Source organism: Allobosea sp. 117 (genome assembly GCF_000702305.1).
GTDB lineage: Bacteria > Pseudomonadota > Alphaproteobacteria > Rhizobiales > Xanthobacteraceae > Ancylobacter.
The window spans coordinates 387,781-405,423 of record NZ_JNLC01000010.1 but is presented as its reverse complement, the minus strand read 5'-3'; the positions used below and the strand labels follow the sequence as shown (position 1 = coordinate 405,423).

Below are 17,643 nucleotides of genomic sequence, written 5' to 3'. Positions count from 1 at the left end.
CTCACCTCGCTCCCAGCGCTTCATCGACCGCAGCATTCCATATGTCGAGAGCTTCGGTCACTTCCTCGGCGGAAATGACCAGCGGCGGAATCATGCGCACGATATGCCCATAGGGGCCGCAGGTGAGAACGATGAGGTCGCGCTCAAAGGCCGCCTTCAGCACGGCCTTGGCGAGATGCGGGGCGGGATCGCCGTCCGGCATTACGAATTCGCTGGCCTGCATGAGGCCGATCCCGCGCACGTCGCCGATCGCCGTGTGCCGTGCGGCTGTCGCTTCGAGGCCGGCACGCAACTGCGCGCCGCGCCGCTCCGCGTTCCCGACCAGCCCTTCCTCCTCGATGACGTCCAGCGTCGCCAGTGCAGCGGCGCAGGCGACGACGTTGCCGCTGAAGGTTCCACCCTGCGAGCCGGGCAGCGCGGCGGCCATGATCTCCTCGCGCGCGGCGATGCCGGAGAGCGGAAAGCCACTGGCGATGCCCTTGGCGAAGACCAGGATATCGGGCTCCAGTCCGAAATGCTCGCCCGCCCAGAAACGGCCGGTCCGCCCGACGCCGGACTGGACCTCGTCGGTGATCAGCACGATGCCGTGCTGGTCGGCCCGCTCGCGCAGCGCCGCGAAGAAGGCGCGGGAGCCCGGCTGGTAGCCGGCCTCGCCCTGGACCGGCTCGACGATGATCGCGGCGGTGTCGGCCGGCGCGGTCAGGGTGGCGAAGATGTGGTCGAGCTCGCGGATGCAGAACCGCTCGGCGCTCTCCTGATCCCAGCCATAGCGGAACGGTGTCGGAAAAGGCGCCACCACGACGCCCGGCGGCAGCGCACCGGACTGCGCCGACCGGAAGCGGGCGCCGGACGTGGTCAGCGACGAGGCGCCGTAGGTGCGGCCGTGGAAGGACCCCTGGAACACGATGATGTTCTGGCGGCGGGTGTAGTTGCGGGCGAGCCGTATCGCCGATTCCACCGCCTCGGCGCCGGAATTGGCGAAGAAGAAGGCGTTCAGCCCGTCCGGGGTCAGGCCGCCCAGCCGCTCGATGAGATCGCGCATCGGCTGATGCATCACCACGCCGTACTGGCCGTGGATCAGCCTGCCGACCTGCCGCTGCGCCGCCTCGACCACGCGCGGATGGCAATGCCCCGTCGAGGTGACGCCGATGCCCGAGGTGAAATCGAGATAGGCCTTGCCGTCCTTGTCGAACAGCCGGCATCCCTGCGCCCAGTCGACGACGAGGGGTGTCGCCTGAACCAAAGCCGGAGAGAGGTGCGGACGATAGGCGTTGGTCGGGGCCTGCATGGTCGAGGACTGCGCCAGGAGAGACATTGCAAACATCGCTTTCGTAGCCGGAGACGGACGGTCACCGCCGGAAAAGCGGAACAGCGCCGGCCTCCTAAAGGTCGAGCACCGGCCTGGAGACGGCCAATGGCTGTCTCCAGGCCGGACGGTTCACTTGCAAGGAATACACTGGCCCGGGCTCAGCCGTCGGATCCCTGATTCTTCATGGGCTCGGCGATGGCGCCGGATTCCAGACCCCACTTCTTGAGGATGGCGGCATAGGCGCCCGACTTCATCACCACGCCCATGGCATCGAAGAGCGGCTGATAGAGCGGGGAATCCTTGGGAACGGCGATGCCGTAATAGGGGCGATCATTATAGACGGTCAGGCCTACATTCTTGATCGCGCCGCCGATCTGGTTCGCCGAATAGCCGTTGGTCGCGGAATCACCTGACACCGAATCAATGCGCCCCGAGGTGAGCGCCAGCACCGCCGCGTTCTGCGTCGGGAAGGCATTGACCTTCACCGCCGGCTTGCCGGCCTCCACGCATTTCTTGCTGGTATCCTCGGCCTGCGTCTCCGAGGACGTGCCCTTCAGCGCCCCGACGGCGGTGCCGCAGACATCCGCGATGGCCGCCGGCTCCTTCGCGCCGGCGCGCACGAGGAAGGACGTGCCGCCGCGGAAGTAGTCGACGAAGTCGACGGTCTTCTGCCGGCTGAAATAGTCGCCCATGGAGGACATGCCGATATCGAACCGGCCGGCCTGAATGCCGGGCATGATGTTCGAGAATTCGGTCTGATTGTTCTTCACGGTAACGCCGAGCACCTTGCTCAGAGCCGCGGCAAGATCGATATCCGCGCCGACGAGCTTGTTGTTCTCGTCGAGAAATTCGAAGGGAGGATAGTCGGCCGCCGTCGCGGCATTGATCACGCCCGCCTTGCGAACCTTCTCGGGCAGTGCATTATAGATCGCCTCGCTCTTGGTGAGGCTGATTTCGTCGGCCCGAACGGCAGACAACTGCACGGCAGCAAGCAACACTGCCAGCGAAATCCCAACGGTACAGCACCGTCGTACCGACAATTTCATCTGAAGTCCCTCTGGTTTGTTTTGGATATCATCCGGTGACGATGATGTACTTCACCGCACCAATGATAACTGCCGAAAGGATTTCATGGCGCCTGCAACCGGTCCAATAATGATTCGGACCCAAGCCAGAGCGTGAGCTTATAGCCGTCGTGGGTGTCCCGAATGCCGGCCGGCAGGGATCGGAGAATTCCGGTTCAGACCGGACCGGAAGGCCGGACGCCACCCCAACCTGTTCCAAGGTCACCGATTGCCGGAACAGCCAGGCATCAAATGGCGCCGGCCCGAGCGCATGGCGAGGCGATCGTGCAGTGCGGCGCGAGAGCCACCCCGCCCAACGGGTTCGGGCCGGCAGAATGCCGCGATCAGTTGTCGAAAAGGCGTGCCTGTCCGGGGTCCCAGCTCAACCGCACGCGGTCGCCCACGGCGTGCTGGTGAGGCATGGGCGCGCTGGCGGGCACACGGATGCTCACCGGCGCCCCCCAGGCAGTCGTGGCGACGAAATGGAAGGTGTCGCCGATGAAGGTGGCGTCGGACAGCACCGCGTCGACGCCGGCTGACGTCGCCGCCGCGCCCCGCGCTCCGATGCGCACCCGGTCCGGCCGTATCATCAGCCCCGCCGCCGCGCCGGCATGGGCGCCGCGATGGACCGGCGTGCCAGGGAGGCGGCTGCCATCAGGGAAGACGACGTCGGCTCGATGGTCGTTGCGGGCGGCAACCGTGCAGTCGAGGAAGTTGGAGTGGCCGACGAAGCCGGCGACGAAACGCGTGCTCGGCTGCTCATAGAGCTCGCGCCCCTTGCCGACCTGCTCGATGCGGCCGTGATTGAACAGCGCCACCCGGTCGGAAAGGCTCAGCGCCTCCTCCTGATCGTGCGTGACATAGAGAATGGTCACGCCGGTCTCGCGATGGATGCGGCGTATCTCCGCCTGGATCTCCTCGCGCAATTTCTTGTCGAGCGCCGAGAGCGGCTCGTCCATCAGCAGCAGAGGCGGATCATAGGCGAGCGCGCGGGCGAGCGCGACGCGCTGCTGCTGTCCGCCGGAGAGCTGCGCCGGCATGCGGTCGGCGAAGCGGTCGAGGCGGACCAGCGCCAGCATTTCCTCCACCTTGCGCGCTACCTCCGCCTGCGGGCGGCGCCGCACGCGCAACGGAAAGGCGACGTTCTCGGCGACGGTGAGATGCGGGAACAGCGTGTAGCGCTGGAACACCATGCCGATGTTCCGCTTGTTCGACGGCAGGCCGAGAATGCCGGCGCCGTCGATGCGGATATCCCCCGCGCTCGGCTCGAAGAAGCCGGCGATCATGTAGAGCGTCGTGCTCTTTCCCGAGCCCGAGGGTCCGAGAAAGGTCACGAACTCGCCCCTGGCGATCTCGAGCGAGACGTTGCTCACCGCGGCAACGGAGCCGAAATGCTTGGAAACGTTACGGATATCGAGAAAGGTCATGAGCGGGCGTCCTTGCGGAGGAGCGCGGCGAGCGCCATGAGGCCGGCGGTGAGGGCGATGAGCACCGTCGATATGGCGGCGATGACGGGCGAGAGATCCTGCCGCAGGGTACCGAAGATGCGCACCGGCAGGGTCTGGAGGTCCGGGCTCGCCATGAAGATGGCGATGACTACCTCGTCCCAGGAGGCGAGGAAGGAGAAGATCGCCGCGCTCATCAGCCCAAGGCGGATGCCGGGCAAGGTGATGCGGATCTTGGCCTCGAGCGGGCTGGCGCCGCACACGATGGCGGCGGTCTCGATGTCGCGGTCGAAACGCTCCAGCGCGTTGGAGATCGCGATGATCGAGAAGGGCAGCGCGATGACGAGATGCGCAAGAACGAAGCCGATGAAGGTGCCGTTGAGATGCAGGCGCAGGAAGAAGGCGTAGAGCGCCACCGCGAGCACCACCACCGGCAGTATCATCGGGGTGAGGAACAGCGCCCGCAGCAGCTCGCGCCCGCGGAATTCGCCGCGCGTCAGGCCGAACGACGCCATCGCGCCGATGCCGACGGACAGGACCGTGACGACGACGGCGATCTGGAAGCTGGTGAGGAAGGAGCCGAGCCATTCCGGATCGGCGAACAGCTCCTCATACCAGCGCAACGTCCAGCCCGGTGGCGGGAACTGGAGCCATTGCGAGGAACCGAAGGACAGGGCGACGATCAGCGCGATGGGCAGCAGCAGGAAGGCGCCGACCAGCGCCGCGATCAGGCCGAGGAGAAGGCGCCAGGAACCGAGGCGGGCGAAGTCGAGCAGCATGGCCGCCTCACCCCGCCGCCCGGCCGAAGCCGAAAAAGCGCAGTTGCACCGCGTAGATGGCCAGCGTCACCGTCAGCAGCACCACGGCCGCGGCGCCGGCGAGGCCCCAGTCGAGGAGCGACTGCACGAGCTGCGCGATAAGCTCGGCCAGCATCATGTTGGAGGTACCGCCCAGCAGCGCCGGCGTGATGAAGTAGCCGAGCGACATGACGAACACCATCAGCGCGCCAGCGGCGATGCCCGAGGCGGTGAGCGGCAGGAAGACCCGGGTCAGCGCATGCCAGCGGCTCGCCCCGCACAAAGCGGCCGCCTGGAACACCGACGGATCGATCGCGCGAATGGTGGCGTGCAGCGGCAGGATCATGAAGGGCAGCATGATGTAGGTCATGCCGATGGTGACGCCGACCAGATTGTTGATCAGCGGCAGCGGCTCGGAGATCAGGCCGAGCCCCATCAGCGTCCGGTTGACCACGCCAGTGCGCTGCAGCAGCACCATCCACGCATAGGTCCGGGCCAGGAGGTTGGTCCACATGGACAAAATGACGATCGCGAAGAGCAGCCGCGACCAGAAGGCGGGCGCGATGGCGAGGAACCAGGCGACCGGGAAGCCGAGCAGCACGGTCACCACCGTCACCGTGCCGGCGACCAGGAAGGTGTTGGCGAGCACCTTCAGATAGGTGGTGGAGGCGAAGAACGCCTCGTAGTTCTGCAGCCCCGGCTGTGGCTCCAGCACGCTGCGCAGCAGCAGTGCCAGCACCGGCAGGACGAACACCACGCTCACCAGCGCGAAGGCCGGCATCACCGCGGCCAAGCCACGGGCAGCCCTGCGCGAGGACGCGGAAGGCGCATGCGGAGGTGTGCTGGTCGCGGCGTCGATCACGGTCATGAGCGCTCGTCGGAGAATGGTCGATGAGTGCGGTCGGATGCATGGTCGGGCCGATCGGACCGATCAGGCCGTCGAAAAGGAGGGCGACGCCCGCACCGGCCGGGCGCGGGCGTCGATCCCGTCACTGCGCCTGCCAAGCGTACCAGCGCTTGCCGATCTCGTCGCGATGCGCGGCCCAGTAGGCCATGTCGAGATTGATCTGCGAGGCGGTGTGTCGGTCGGGCAGGCTGGCGGCGAGGTCCTTCGGCATCAGCGCCGCCGACTTGACGTTGATCGGCGCGTAGCCGCTGTCCGTGGCGAAGCTGGCCTGACCCTCGGCGCTGGTCGCCTCGGCCAGGAACTTCATGGCCGCTTCCTTGTTCTTCGAGCCCTTCGGCACGACGAGCATGTCGGCGGCGGTGAGGTTCTGCTCCCAGGAGATGCCGACCTTGGTGCCGCCCTGCTCCAGCGCGAACAGGCGCCCGTTCCAGAACTGGCCGATCGGCGCCTCGCCGGAGGCGAGCAGTTGCTGCGACTGCGCTCCGGTGCCCCACCACACGATGTCCTTCTTGATGGTGTCGAGCTTCTTGAAGGCGCGGTCGAGATCGAGCGGATAGAGCTTGTCGGCCGGCACGCCGTCGGCGAGCAGAGCGATCTCGAGGACGCCCGGGGTCGACCATTTGTAGAAGGTGCGCTTGCCGGGGAAGGTCTTGGTGTCGAACACGTCCGCCCAGCTCTTCGGGGCCTTCTCGCCGAAGCTCGCCGGGTTGAAGCCGAGCACGAAGGAATAATAGAAGCTGCCGACGGCGTGATCGGTCACGAAGCGCGGGTCGAGGTCGGCGCGCTTGACGATGTTGAAGTCGATCGGCTCCAGCAGGCCGTCCTTGGCGGCCGCGGCGGCGAAGTCGCCGTCGACGTCCACCACGTCCCACGAGACGTTGCCGCTTTCCACCATGGCCTTCAGCTTGCCGTAGTCGGTCGGCCCGTCCTGCTTCACGGCGATGCCGGTCTTCTTGGTGAAGGGCGCCGCCCAGTCCTTTTTCTGGGCGTCCTGCGTGGTGCCGCCCCAGCTCGTGAAGACGATGGAGTTCGACTGCGCGGCGGCGACGCCGAGGCCGGCGCCGACCACCAGCGCGCCGAGCGCGAGACCCTTGATCCAGCTCATTCCCTTGGCAGTGCGAGACATGTCATTCCCCTGTGGTTCTCTGGTTGGTTTCGGCACGCGGCGCTTTTTGCGCCTTTAAGTTATTGTTCTGTCTTATCTTCCTCGGACGACACCGGGTTCCAGCCCCGTTCGGGCATGGCCTGTTTCAGCCCAGCGGCGAGAAGGAGGTCGGCAGGAGAATCTTGTTCTCCATCACCTCGATCAGCGCCTGGATCTTCGGAATGAAGGCCTGCCATGCCGGATCGGCGGCGAGCCGCGCGCGGCGCGCGGTGCGGTCGTCGAGGCTCTCATAGGCCCAGATGTGGACGATCTCGTTCAGCGGGCCGATGTCGCTGCTGAAATAGCCGACAAGCCGGCCGAGATGGCCCTGCTGGATGGCGATCCCCTCGTCAGCGACCAGCTTCACATAGGCCGGCACGGATCCGGTCTTCAGCCGATAGGTGCGCAACTCGTAGAGCATCGCCGCCTCCCTCAGCGCATCACGAACGGATCGGCGATCGGCTCGTCCGAGGTGCGGATCCAGACCGATTTGGTGCGGGTGTAGTCGCGGATGGACTCGGCGCCGCCCTCGCGCCCGAGGCCAGACTGGCCGTAGCCGCCGAAGGGGACGATGGGCGAGACCGCGCGATAGGTGTTCACCCAGACGATGCCGGCGTGCAGCCTGCGGATCAGCCGGTGGGCGCGGGTGAGGCTGCCGGTGAAGACACCGGAGGCGAGGCCGAAGGGCGTGTCGTTGGCGAGCGCGAGCGCCTCGGCCTCGTCATTGAAGGCGATGACGCTGAGCACCGGACCGAACAGCTCCTCGGCGGCGCAGGGAACCGCATTGCCCGAACAGGCAAGGATGGTCGGCTCGTAATAGTTGCCGGCCGGGAAGGCCGCCGGCCGCTTGCCGCCGGTGACGAGGACGGCGCCGGCATCGAGGCTCGCGGCGACGGTCGCCTCGATATGGGCGAACTGGCGGGCGGTGGCGAGCGGCCCCATCTCGGTCGCCGGGTCCTGCGGATCGCCGATGCGGATGCGCCTCGCCTTCTCGACCAGCATGTCGACGAGCCGGTCGCGGACCGACGCCTCGACGAACAGGCGCGAGCCGGCGACGCAGCTCTGGCCGCTCGCGGCGAAGATGCCGGCGACGACGGCGTTGGCGGCGCTTTCGAGGTCTGCGTCCGCGAACACCAGAACCGGCGACTTGCCGCCCAGTTCGAGCGTCGTATAGGCGAGGTTCTCGGCGGTGTTGCGCACCACATGGCGGGCCGTCGACGGGCCGCCGGTGAAGGCGACGCGCGCCACCAGCGGATGGGCGGTCAGCGTCCTGCCGCACTCCTCGCCGAAGCCGGTGAGGACGTTGACGACTCCCTTCGGGAAACCGGCCTCGTGCACCAGCTTCGCGAAGGCGAGCAGCGGCGCCGGCCCCTCCTCGGAGGCCTTCAGCACCACCGTGCAGCCGGCGGCGAGCGCCGGGCCGAGCTTCACTGCCGCGAGCAGGAGCTGGGAATTCCACGGCACCACCGCGGCCACCACGCCGATCGGCTCGCGGCGCAGATAGGCCTCCATGTCGGGCTTGTCGACCGGCAGGTGCACGCCTTCGAGCTTGTCGGCGAGGCCACCGAAATAGCGATAATAGTCGGCGACATAGCCGATCTGCGCGCGCGTCTCGCGGACAATCTTGCCGGTGTCGCGGGTCTCCAGCTCGGCAAGTTCGGGCGCATGGGCGGCAACGAGATCGCCGAGCTTCATCAGCAGCCTGCCGCGCTGGGTGGCGGTGAGATCGGCCCAGGCGGGATCGTGAAGCGCCCGATGGGCGGCCTCGACAGCGCGTTCGACGTCAGCGGCGGTGGCGGCGGGCATTCTCGCCCAGGCCTGCCCGGTCGCCGGATCGAGGCTTTCGAAGCTGGCGCCGCCCGCCACGAAGGCGCCGTCGATATAGAGCCGGAAATCCGATGCCGCCATCGCCGCCTCCCTCACGCGTAGACCGGCGCGAAGGCCGGCATGACGTGACGGATGAAGAGGTCGAGCGACTTCTTCTTGCGGGCATGGCTGAGGTCGCCGTCGATCCAGAGCGAGAACTGATCGAAGCCGAGCGCCTCGTAGGATTTGATCCGCGCGATCACCTCGTCGGGCTGGCCGAGCACGAGGTTCCTGCGCACGATGTCCGGGGCGTATTGCGGATAGGCCGCCCGCTCCTCGGGCGAGAGCGGCGCCATGATGGCCTGGCGGATCGGCCGCTTGTTGGCGAACCAGGCACCGAACAGGCAGTAGAAGGCGGAGAGGTCGTCGGCGAGCGCCTGCGTCTCCGCCTCCGAGTCGGTGACGAAGGTGTGCTGCAGCAGCATGATCTGCGGGCGCGGCACCTCCGGATGGTTGGCGAGCGCGGCCTGGAAGCGCTCCATCAGGCTCACCACCTCGCCGTCGCCCGAGGCGAGCGGCGTCACCTGCACGTTGCAGCCATTGGCGACGGCGAAGTCGTGGCTATTCGGGTCGCGCGCGGCGATCCAGATCGGCGGGCCGCCACTCTGGACGGGCTTCGGCGAGGCGGTGGAGGTGGGGAAGGACCAGAACTGGCCCTCATGGGCGTAGTCGCCCTCCCACAGCTTCTTCACCGCCGGCACCAGCTCGCGCATCCTGAGGCCGGCGCCCATGGCATCGAGGCCCGGCAGCATCCGCTCATATTCGAAGCTGTAGGCGCCGCGGGCGATGCCGAGATCGAGCCGGCCATTGCAGGCGACGTCCATCATCGCCGCCTCTCCGGCGAGGCGGATCGGATTCCAGAACGGGGCGACGACATTGCCGGTGCCGAGCCGGATGGTCGAGGTGCGCGCGGCGAGATGGGCGAGCTGGATGAAGGGGTTGGGCGCGATGGTGAACTCCATCGCGTGATGCTCGCCGATCCACGCCGTCTCGAAGCCGGCGGCCTCGGCGGTCAACGCGAGCTCCTCCAGCTCGTCGAACAGCCGGCGGTGCGGGATCGACGGGTCGGAACGCTCCATATGAAGGAAGAGGGAGAATTTCATGTCCGTGATCCCCGATGTGCCTCAGGCGTGCGCCGCGAGCGGATGGACGGTGCCGCGCTCGTGGTCGCCCACATAGATGCCGAATGCGTCCTCGGTGCGCTCGCGCACGAAGCGACGGAGCATGGTGCGGATCGCCTCGTCCGGCAGGCGCGCCCAGGGAATGTCGTCGAACGCCACGAGCCGGGCGCCGCTGCCGGGGCGCGGCGCACCCTCAAAGCTGCCGCGGTAATAGATCGACACGGTGGCCTCGCCGCCCCCCGCCCCGTTGGCGGGCGTCTCGAACACCGCGAACAGGAAGCCGAGCCGTCCCTCGACACCGAGCTTGCCCAGCACGCCCTTGAGGCTGCGCGGATTGCCCGCCGGTTCGAGGCAGGTGCCGGCGGGCAGGTCGAGGCCGCCCTTGCCGTCCTCGACCAGCAGCACCGCGCCGCCCTGCTCCAGAATGGCGCCGACGCGGGCCGGCTCATCGCGCCGCGCCAGCGCCTCCTGGCCGAGCGCGAAGTCGACATAGGCGCCGCGGCAATAGCCGAGCGGCGCGGCCGCCGACGCGCCGAAGCCGGCCACCCTACCGATCAGGATGATGTGGTCACCAGCCTCCACCACCTCGTGGCGGGTGCAGTCGAACCAGGCGCTGGCGCCGGCGATCACCGGGCTGCCGGTCGGGCCCGTGTGCCAGCCGATGCCGGCAAACTTGTCGGCGGTCTTCGAGGCGAACAGCGCCGAAACATCCTTCTGCGCCGCCGCGAGGATGGAGACGGCGAAATGTTCCGCCGCACCGAACACCGGGAAGCTGGACGCCGTCCTGGCGATGCAGACGAGGATCAGCGGCGGATCGAGCGAGACCGAGGTGAAGGAGTTGGCGGTGAAGCCGCGCAATTCGCCGGCGGGCGTGCGGGTCGTCACCACGGTGACGCCGGTGAGGAAGGCGCCGAGCGCCTGCCGGAACGCCTTCGGGTCGAACGGCACCGGCGCGATCTCGGCCAGGAAGGCGAGGAGCCTCTCGTTCACCGTCTCCGGGGCGGTGAGGTTCATCATGTGCCGCTCGCCGGCGATCACCTCGGCGCGCCCGCGCGGGGCGAGGCGGCCCATCGCCTCCGACATGGCGGGCGTGGAGTTCGCGTCGCCGTCGGCGGTCATGAACAGCGCCGGCACGGCAAGATCGCGCAGACGGTCGCGATGCGCCTCGTCGGAGGCGGCAAAGAGCGCATAGGTGCGGGCATAGCCGACCGGATCGCAGTTTCCGAGCAGCTCGGCGACGCCGCGCGCGGCGGCGTCCAGCTCCGGCGGCACCGGCTCGCCGAACCAGCGGGCGACGGCGGCCTCATGCGAGGCGACGCTGCCCTCCTCGGCGAGCGAGGCGGCGCGGGCAAGCACGGCGGCGCGCTGCTCCGGCGTGCGGCAGAACACGGCGTTCAGCGCGGCGACGCCGATGACACGCGCGGGATGAGAGAGCGCGACCTCGAGCGCCACCAGCGCGCCCATCGAATGGCCGACCACCGCCGCGGCGGGAAGGCCCAGCGTGTCGAGCAGGGCGATCACCGCGTCGCTGTAGTCGGACAGCCGCGCATCCTCCGGTGGCAGGCTGGAGCCGCCATGGCCCAGCATGTCCAGCGCGATCACGTCGTAGCGCGCCGCCAGCGCCGCGATCTGCGGCTCCCAGGCCTCGATCGCCATGCCGACGCCATGGATCAGCACCACCGGCACGCCGCCGGCGACGCCCTCGCGCCGGTAGCGGATGCGGCCCGGCCGGCCGTCGCGGCCGATATAGGCGGCGATGCGCGGCTCAGGCATGGGTCGCGGCGTCCTGGCCGGCGCCGAGTTCCTGCGTGCTGCCGAGGTCCTTCAGGTCCTGATAGCGGTCGCCGATGCGGTGATGGGGCCGCCCACCGATCGAGGCGCCGAGCGCCACCACGATCTCGTCCGGCGCCGGCGCGTCGAGGATCGAGAACTGGATGGTGAGGTAGTGGGACCGCATGCCCTCGTCGAGCTTGTGCATCAGCGGGATGACGACCGGGGCGTTCGGACCGCCGCGCGTATTGGTGAAGGACAGATAGCTCTTGGCCCCAACCGCCTTGCGGAAATGGTTGCCGAACCGCAGCGTGTGGATGAGGGCCGAGGCGTGCTCCACCTCACCGGAGGTGCCGACCACGGCGGCCTTGCCATAGCCCTCCACGGCCTCGCCCGAGCCCGCCATGCGGATGATCTCGGCGGTCAGCGTCTCGCCGAGACCCGGCGCTATGGCGTGGATCTCCGGCTTCAGGTCCTCGACAAAGCCCCGCCCCGCCCACGGATTGCGCAGAACGGCCGCGACAGCGAACAGATGCAACGGCTTGGGAGCGGCGCGGCCACCTTCGATCAGCGTAGTTTCCGAATAGGTGACGAGCTTCCGAAGGTGCAGCGGCATGGCAGATCGCTCTGTTGCTGGATGAGCTATTCCATATGATGGTATACCATAATATGATCGCGTCAATTGCCGTTCTGCGACGAAGCCGGGCGACAAGACGCGGAGAATGGACCACGATGGGCGCGGCGGTTTCGGGGACGATGCGAGCGGGCGAACGCATGGACGTGCAGGCGGCAGGAGCGGCCGTGGAGGATTCCGAAGGCATGAAGGTGGAGCGCAGCGTCGCCACGCTGCGCAGCCTGACGCTCGAGAAGATGCGGGACGCCATCCTCGATTTCCGCTTCCGGCCCGGCGAGCGGCTGGTCGAGCGGACTCTATGCGAGCGACTCGGCGTGAGCCGCAGCGTGGTGCGCGAGGTGTTGCGCCATCTGGAGGCGGAGGGGCTGGTCGAGACCATCCCGCATCAGGGCCCAGCCGTGACCAAGCCCGACCCCGCCCAGGCGGCGCAGATCTATGAAATCCGGGGTCTTCTGGAGAGCGAGGCAGCCCGTGCCTGCGCGCTTCATGCCAGCGAGCGCGACATCGACGCCCTCGGCGAGGCGATCGACCGCATCGACGCGGCGTTTCGCGAGGGCAGCCCGCGCGACGTGCTGAAGGCGACCACCGAATTCTACGAGAAGCTCTTCCTGTCCGCCGGCAAGGTGGTCGCGTGGGACGTGGTGCGCTCGCTGCACGCCCGCATCAACCATCTGCGCGGCATGACCATCGCGACCTCCGGACGCCATGAGACTGCGATCGGCGAGATGCGCCGGCTCCACGACGCGATCCGGCGGCGCGACGGCGCCGCCGCCTATGATGCGAGCCTCGCGCATGTCGAGACGGTCGCCGGCCTCGCCGACACCATCCTCGGCGAAATCTGAACGCCCGCGGGAGCCGCGTGCCGGGTCGCCCGGCTGAGGTGCCGGGAGCCTGCCCGGCACCATGGAATATCTGCCACGCGATCCGGCGAACTGTGCCGCGCGGGCTCAGAACGGGCTGTCGGGGAAGTAGAACTGCTTGGCGTTGTCCGGCGTGATCAGCGTCGAGCCGATGATGAAGCGGCCATAGACCGGCGTGTCGGAGACGAAGCGCAGCGCGGTGATCTCCAGCGCGGTGGAGATGAGCGCGGGCGGATAGGTGACGTCGACCGGAAGCTGCGGGTCCTTGTCCATGATCCGCTTCACGATCTCCTTCATGCCGGCGCCGCCGACCACCCACATCTCCTTCTGGCGGCCCGACTGGGCGATGGCTTCGAGCACGCCGATCGCCATGTCGTCGTCCGCCGCCCACACCGCGTCGATCTTCTTGTGCTTGGACAGATAGTCCTGCATCACCGAGAAGGCCTTGTCGCGGTTCCAGTTGCCGTGCTGCGCGTCCAGAATTTCGATGCCCGAGCCGTCGATGGCCTTTCTGAAGGCATCGACACGCTCATTGTCGAGCGTGGTCGGGATCCCGCGCAGCACCACGATCTTGGCGCCCGACTTGAGATTGGCGCGGAAATACTCGCCCGCGACGCGACCGAAGGCGGTGTTGTCGCCGGCGACATAGAGATCCTCGATACCGGCCTGCGACAGACCGCGGTCGACCACCGTGACCCATTTTCCGGCATCCTTCACCGCCTTGACCGGGCTGGTGAGCGGCTCGGATTCGAAGGGCAGCACGACCAGCGCATCGATGTTGCGCGTCGCCATCATGTCCTCGATGTCGTTCACCTGCTTGCCCACCGCGCCGGCGGTGGCCAGCACGAAATCGAGGTTCGGGTAGGTCGCCTTCAGCCGCTTGATGGTCTCCTGCGCGTGCCAGTTGAGGCCGCCCATGAAGCCGTGCGTCGCCGAGGGGATCGAGACGCCGATCGTCACCTTCTTGCCCTGCGCCGCCGCGGGCACGGAGAGGCCGGCGGCGGCCGCGGCGGCTGCAAGCGCCGTGGTGGCGAGGAATGTCCTGCGTTCCATTTCGTGTTTCCTCCCGTTGTTCCGCTCTCAGGCGGATGATTTCCCGCGCTGGAGAACCACCGCGAGCACGATGATGACCCCCTGGATCGCCCCGTTGAGATAAGGCGAGACCAGGTCGGCCAGGTTCAGGATGTTGTCGATCAGGCTGAGGATCAGAACGCCGACCACCGTGCCCCAGACACGGCCATAGCCGCCCTTGAGCGCGGTGCCACCGATGATGACGGCGGCGATCGCCTCGAGCTCCCACAGCATGCCAGTGGAACCGGAGGCCGAGCCGAGGCGCGGCACGTACATGATGGTGGCGAGGCCCACGAGCAGCCCGAGCAGCACATAGGTCATCAGCCGCACGCGGTCGACGCTCACCGCCGAGTAGCGCGCCACCCGGTCATTGGAGCCGATCGCCTCGCAGTAACGCCCGAAGCGGGTGTGGCGCATGGCGATCTGGCCGGCGACGGCGACCAGCGCGAAGACGAGGATCGGCCAGGCGACGCCGAACAGGCCGGAATAGTAGACCGGCCGATAGAATTGGCGCACCGCGAAGTCGAGGCTGATGGTGCCGCCGTCGGCCAGCCAGGTGACGAGCGAGCGGAAGATCCCCATCGTGCCGAGCGTGACGATGAAGGGTTCGATCCGAGCTTGGGTGACCAGGAGGCCGTTGGTCAGCCCCGCCAAGAGGCCGATGGCCAGCGCGATGGCCATGCCTGCTAGGATCAGCGGCACCCCGACGCCCATAGCGGGCAGCAGGGCGTTCATGGCGAGGATCATCACCCCGGCGATGAAGGCGGCCATCGAGCCGACCGACAGGTCGAGGCCGCCGGAGGTGATGACGAAGGTCATCCCCACCGCGATCATGCCGATGAAGGCGGAGCGGGCCAGCACGTTGGTGACGTTGCCGGCCGAGAGGAAATTGTCGTTAAGGAAGGCGCCGAGCACGACGAGCAGGATCAGCGCCAGCAGCGGCCCGAGCGCCGAGAGGCCGGGCAGCCGGAACGAGGCGGTGCGCAGCGCCGCGTCAGACATGGGAGGTCTCCTCGGTTTCTCCGGGCGCTTCCTCGGCCGTTCCCATCACCAGCCGCACCACAGCGGTCTCGGAGATGCGCTCGCCTGCAAGCTCGCCGGCGAGCCGACCGTGGCGCATCACCAGCACGCGGTCGGACAGGCCGAGGATCTCCGGCATGTCGGATGAGATGACGATGACGCTGCGCCCTTCACAGGCCAGCCGGTCGATGAAGGCGTAGATCTGGCTGCGCGTACCGACGTCGATGCCGCGCGTCGGCTCGTCGATGATGACGATCTCGGGATCGGACAGCAGGGTCTTGGCGAGCAGCAGCTTCTGCTGGTTGCCGCCGGAGAGGTTGCCGACCGCCATGTCGCGGCGTGGCGCCCGGATGTCGAAATCGGCGATCGCGCGGCTCAGCGCCCCCTCCTCGCGCGCCGCGGAGAGGAAGGGTGTTCCGAAATCCGGCAGGTTGGACAAAGTGAGGTTCTCGCGCAGCGACTTGTCGAGCAGCAGGCCGCGCTCCTTCCGGTCCTCGGTCAGATAGGCCATGCCGTGGGCGGCGGCCTCGCGCACCGAGCGGATATGCACGGGCATGCCGGCACGGCGGATCTCGCCGCTGGCGGGACGCAGCCCGACCAGTCCCTCGGCGAGCTCGGTGCGGCCGGAGCCGACCAGCCCCGATATGCCGAGCACCTCGCCGCGCCTCAGCGTGAAGGAGACGTCGTGCACCAGCGGCGGCACGGAGAATCCGGTCACCTCGAGCGCCACGCTGCCCGCCACGTGCCGGCGCGGCGGATAGATGTCCTCAAGGTCGCGACCGACCATGGCGGTCGCCATGCCGTCCTCGGTCAGCTCCCCGCGCAACGCGCGGCGCACCACCGTTCCGTCGCGCAGCACGGTGATGCGGTCGGCGAGGCGGCTGACCTCCTCCAGCCGGTGCGAGGTGTAGAGCAGGGCCACGCCCTGCGCCCGCAGCCGGTCGATCTGCCGGAACAGCACCTCGACCTCGCGGCTGGTCAGCACCGCCGAGGGCTCGTCCATGATCAGCACGCGCGCATTGCGCGACAGCGCCTTGGCGATCTCGACCATCTGGCGGTCGGAGACCGGCAGGTCGCGGATGCGGGCGTCCGGGCTGATGCGGCTGCCGAGCTCGTCGAGCAGCTTCTGCGTACCCGCGCGCATGGCGCGGTGGTCGAGGAACAAGCGCCCGAGCTCACGCCCGAGAAAGACATTCTCGGTGACGGTGAGGTCTGGGGCGAGATTGAATTCCTGATGGATCACCACCACGCCCGCCGCCTCGGCGGCGGCACCGGAGGCATAGGGCGCGGGGCGGCCGTCCAGCAGCACCTCGCCCGAGCTCGGCGGCAGGAACCCGCCGAGAATCTTCATGATGGTCGACTTGCCGGCGCCGTTCTCGCCGATCAGCGCGTGCACCTCGCCGGGGCGGAGCGCGAAGTCGATGCCGTGCAGCACCTCGATCGGCCCGAAGCTCTTGCGGACTTCCCGCAGTTCGAGGATCGGGGCGGGGGCGCTCACGGCGTCACCCACGCCGCGTCGCGCCGGGAGGATTCGACGCAGGCCGCGATGAAGCGCATGCCGGCGAGGCCGTCCTCCAGCGTCGGATAGGTGGTGCCGGGCGGCGGCCCCTCGCCCGCCTGATGCGCGCGGATCGCTCGGGCCGCCTCCGCATAGATGTTGGCGAAGGCCTCCAGATAGCCCTCCGGATGGCCGGGCGGGATGCGCGAGACGCGCGTCGCCTCCGACCCGACCCCGGCGCCGTTGCGGGTGAGCAACTGCTTCGGCTCGCCGAAGCGGGTGAACCACAGGCGGTTCGGGTCCTCCTGCGCCCAATCGAGCCCGCCCGTTTCGCCATAGAGGCGCAGGCGTAGACCGTTCTCGCTGCCCGGCGCCACCTGGCTCGCCCACAGCATTCCGCGCGCGCCGCCGGCAAAGCGCAGCAGCACATGGGCGTTGTCGTCGAGCGCCCGGCCCGGCCCGAAGCTGGAGAGGTCCGCCGCCAGCGCTTCCGGCGTCAGGCCGGAGACGAAGCATGCGAGATTGTAGGCATGGGTGCCGATGTCGCCGAGCGCGCCGCCGGCGCCGGAACGCGCCGGGTCGGTGCGCCACTCGGCCTGCTTCGAGCCCTGCGCCTCCGCCGGCCCGGTGAGCCATTCCTGCGCATATTCCACCTGCACGAGGCGGATGCGCCCGAGCGCGCCGGACGCCACCATGGCGCGCGCCTGCCGCACCATCGGGTAGCCGGTGTAATTGTGGGTGAGGACGAACAGCGCGTTCGAGCGGCGCGCCACGTCAGCGAGCGCCGTAGCCTCCTCCATGGTCGCGGTCAGCGGCTTGTCGCAGATGACGTGGATGCCGCGTTCGAGGAATGCGATAGCGGGCGCCGCATGCATGTGGTTCGGCGTGACGATTGCCACGGCCTCGATGCCGTCGGCGCGCTCGGCCTCGGCGCGGGCCATGGTGGCGAAGTCATCATAGGCGCGGGGAATGCCGAGCGCCTCGGCGGAGGCGCGCGCCTTCTCGGGCGTGGAGGAGAGCGCGCCGGCGACGAGATCGAACGCGCCGTCGAGCCGCGCGGCGATGCGGTGCACGGCGCCGATGAAGGCGCCCGCGCCACCCCCCACCATGCCGAGCCGGATGGGAGCATGAAACATC

At 68.3% G+C, this 17,643-nt stretch carries 16 protein-coding genes; 1 reads left to right on the top strand and 15 read right to left on the bottom strand.

Going from position 1 to position 17,643, the window contains the following annotated elements; all coding sequences use genetic code 11:
* Position 1: 1 nt before the first annotated feature.
* From U742_RS0103905 to U742_RS0103855, 11 genes are all read right to left on the bottom strand, one after another.
* Positions 2–1,315: an aspartate aminotransferase family protein gene (locus tag U742_RS0103905; RefSeq protein ID WP_197028165.1), complete on the bottom strand. Its 1,314-nt coding sequence runs from the start codon at positions 1,313–1,315 to the stop codon at positions 2–4.
* A gap of 152 nt (positions 1,316–1,467) precedes the next feature.
* Positions 1,468–2,307: an ABC transporter substrate-binding protein gene (locus U742_RS0103900; RefSeq protein ID WP_197028164.1), complete on the bottom strand. Its 840-nt coding sequence runs from the start codon at positions 2,305–2,307 to the stop codon at positions 1,468–1,470.
* A 410-nt stretch (positions 2,308–2,717) separates the two neighbouring features.
* Complete coding sequence (locus U742_RS0103895; protein WP_029350238.1) at positions 2,718–3,800, bottom strand: ABC transporter ATP-binding protein; 1,083 nt, start codon at positions 3,798–3,800, stop codon at positions 2,718–2,720.
* Positions 3,797–4,597, bottom strand: coding sequence for an ABC transporter permease (locus U742_RS0103890; protein WP_029350235.1), 801 nt, complete (start codon positions 4,595–4,597; stop codon positions 3,797–3,799). The genes U742_RS0103895 and U742_RS0103890 overlap by 4 nt, the downstream gene beginning before the upstream one ends.
* A gap of 7 nt (positions 4,598–4,604) precedes the next feature.
* Entirely contained in the window at positions 4,605–5,483 is an 879-nt protein-coding gene (locus U742_RS0103885) for an ABC transporter permease (RefSeq protein ID WP_029350233.1), read from the bottom strand.
* A gap of 121 nt (positions 5,484–5,604) precedes the next feature.
* A complete protein-coding gene (locus U742_RS0103880; RefSeq protein ID WP_029350231.1) occupies positions 5,605–6,648 on the bottom strand; it encodes an ABC transporter substrate-binding protein in 1,044 nt (347 codons plus the stop codon).
* Positions 6,649–6,772: 124 nt separating this feature from the next.
* Positions 6,773–7,087: an NIPSNAP family protein gene (locus U742_RS0103875; RefSeq protein ID WP_029350229.1), complete on the bottom strand. Its 315-nt coding sequence runs from the start codon at positions 7,085–7,087 to the stop codon at positions 6,773–6,775.
* Positions 7,088–7,098: 11 nt separating this feature from the next.
* Positions 7,099–8,574, bottom strand: a complete 1,476-nt coding sequence (locus tag U742_RS0103870) for an aldehyde dehydrogenase (protein ID WP_029350228.1) — start codon at positions 8,572–8,574, stop codon at positions 7,099–7,101.
* Between the two features lie 11 nt (positions 8,575–8,585).
* Positions 8,586–9,635 (bottom strand): LLM class flavin-dependent oxidoreductase, encoded by a 1,050-nt coding sequence (locus U742_RS0103865; RefSeq protein WP_029350226.1) that lies wholly within the window; start codon positions 9,633–9,635, stop codon positions 8,586–8,588.
* Positions 9,636–9,656: 21 nt separating this feature from the next.
* Positions 9,657–11,426: an alpha/beta fold hydrolase gene (locus tag U742_RS0103860; RefSeq protein ID WP_029350225.1), complete on the bottom strand. Its 1,770-nt coding sequence runs from the start codon at positions 11,424–11,426 to the stop codon at positions 9,657–9,659.
* Positions 11,419–12,039, bottom strand: a complete 621-nt coding sequence (locus tag U742_RS0103855; protein WP_029350223.1) for an amino acid synthesis family protein — start codon at positions 12,037–12,039, stop codon at positions 11,419–11,421. Before U742_RS0103855 ends, U742_RS0103860 begins: the two co-directional genes overlap by 8 nt.
* 185 nt (positions 12,040–12,224) lie before the next feature.
* On the opposite strand from U742_RS0103855, the gene U742_RS0103850 reads away from it, so the two are divergent.
* Complete coding sequence (locus U742_RS0103850; protein WP_038360635.1) at positions 12,225–12,899, top strand: GntR family transcriptional regulator; 675 nt, start codon at positions 12,225–12,227, stop codon at positions 12,897–12,899.
* A gap of 105 nt (positions 12,900–13,004) precedes the next feature.
* Here U742_RS0103850 and U742_RS0103845 read toward each other — a convergent pair whose 3' ends face one another.
* From U742_RS0103845 to U742_RS0103830, 4 genes are read right to left on the bottom strand one after another with little or no spacing between them, the layout of a single operon-like run.
* The gene (locus U742_RS0103845; RefSeq protein WP_029350219.1) at positions 13,005–13,970 is read right to left on the bottom strand and encodes an ABC transporter substrate-binding protein; all 966 of its coding nucleotides are present in this window, start codon (positions 13,968–13,970) and stop codon (positions 13,005–13,007) included.
* Positions 13,971–13,997: 27 nt separating this feature from the next.
* Positions 13,998–14,990, bottom strand: a complete 993-nt coding sequence (locus tag U742_RS0103840; protein ID WP_029350217.1) for an ABC transporter permease — start codon at positions 14,988–14,990, stop codon at positions 13,998–14,000.
* Positions 14,983–16,506 (bottom strand): sugar ABC transporter ATP-binding protein, encoded by a 1,524-nt coding sequence (locus U742_RS0103835; RefSeq protein ID WP_038360414.1) that lies wholly within the window; start codon positions 16,504–16,506, stop codon positions 14,983–14,985. The genes U742_RS0103840 and U742_RS0103835 overlap by 8 nt, the downstream gene beginning before the upstream one ends.
* Positions 16,503–17,642: a Gfo/Idh/MocA family protein gene (locus U742_RS0103830; RefSeq protein WP_248310247.1), complete on the bottom strand. Its 1,140-nt coding sequence runs from the start codon at positions 17,640–17,642 to the stop codon at positions 16,503–16,505. The genes U742_RS0103835 and U742_RS0103830 overlap by 4 nt, the downstream gene beginning before the upstream one ends.
* Between the last annotated feature and the right edge of the window lies 1 nt (position 17,643).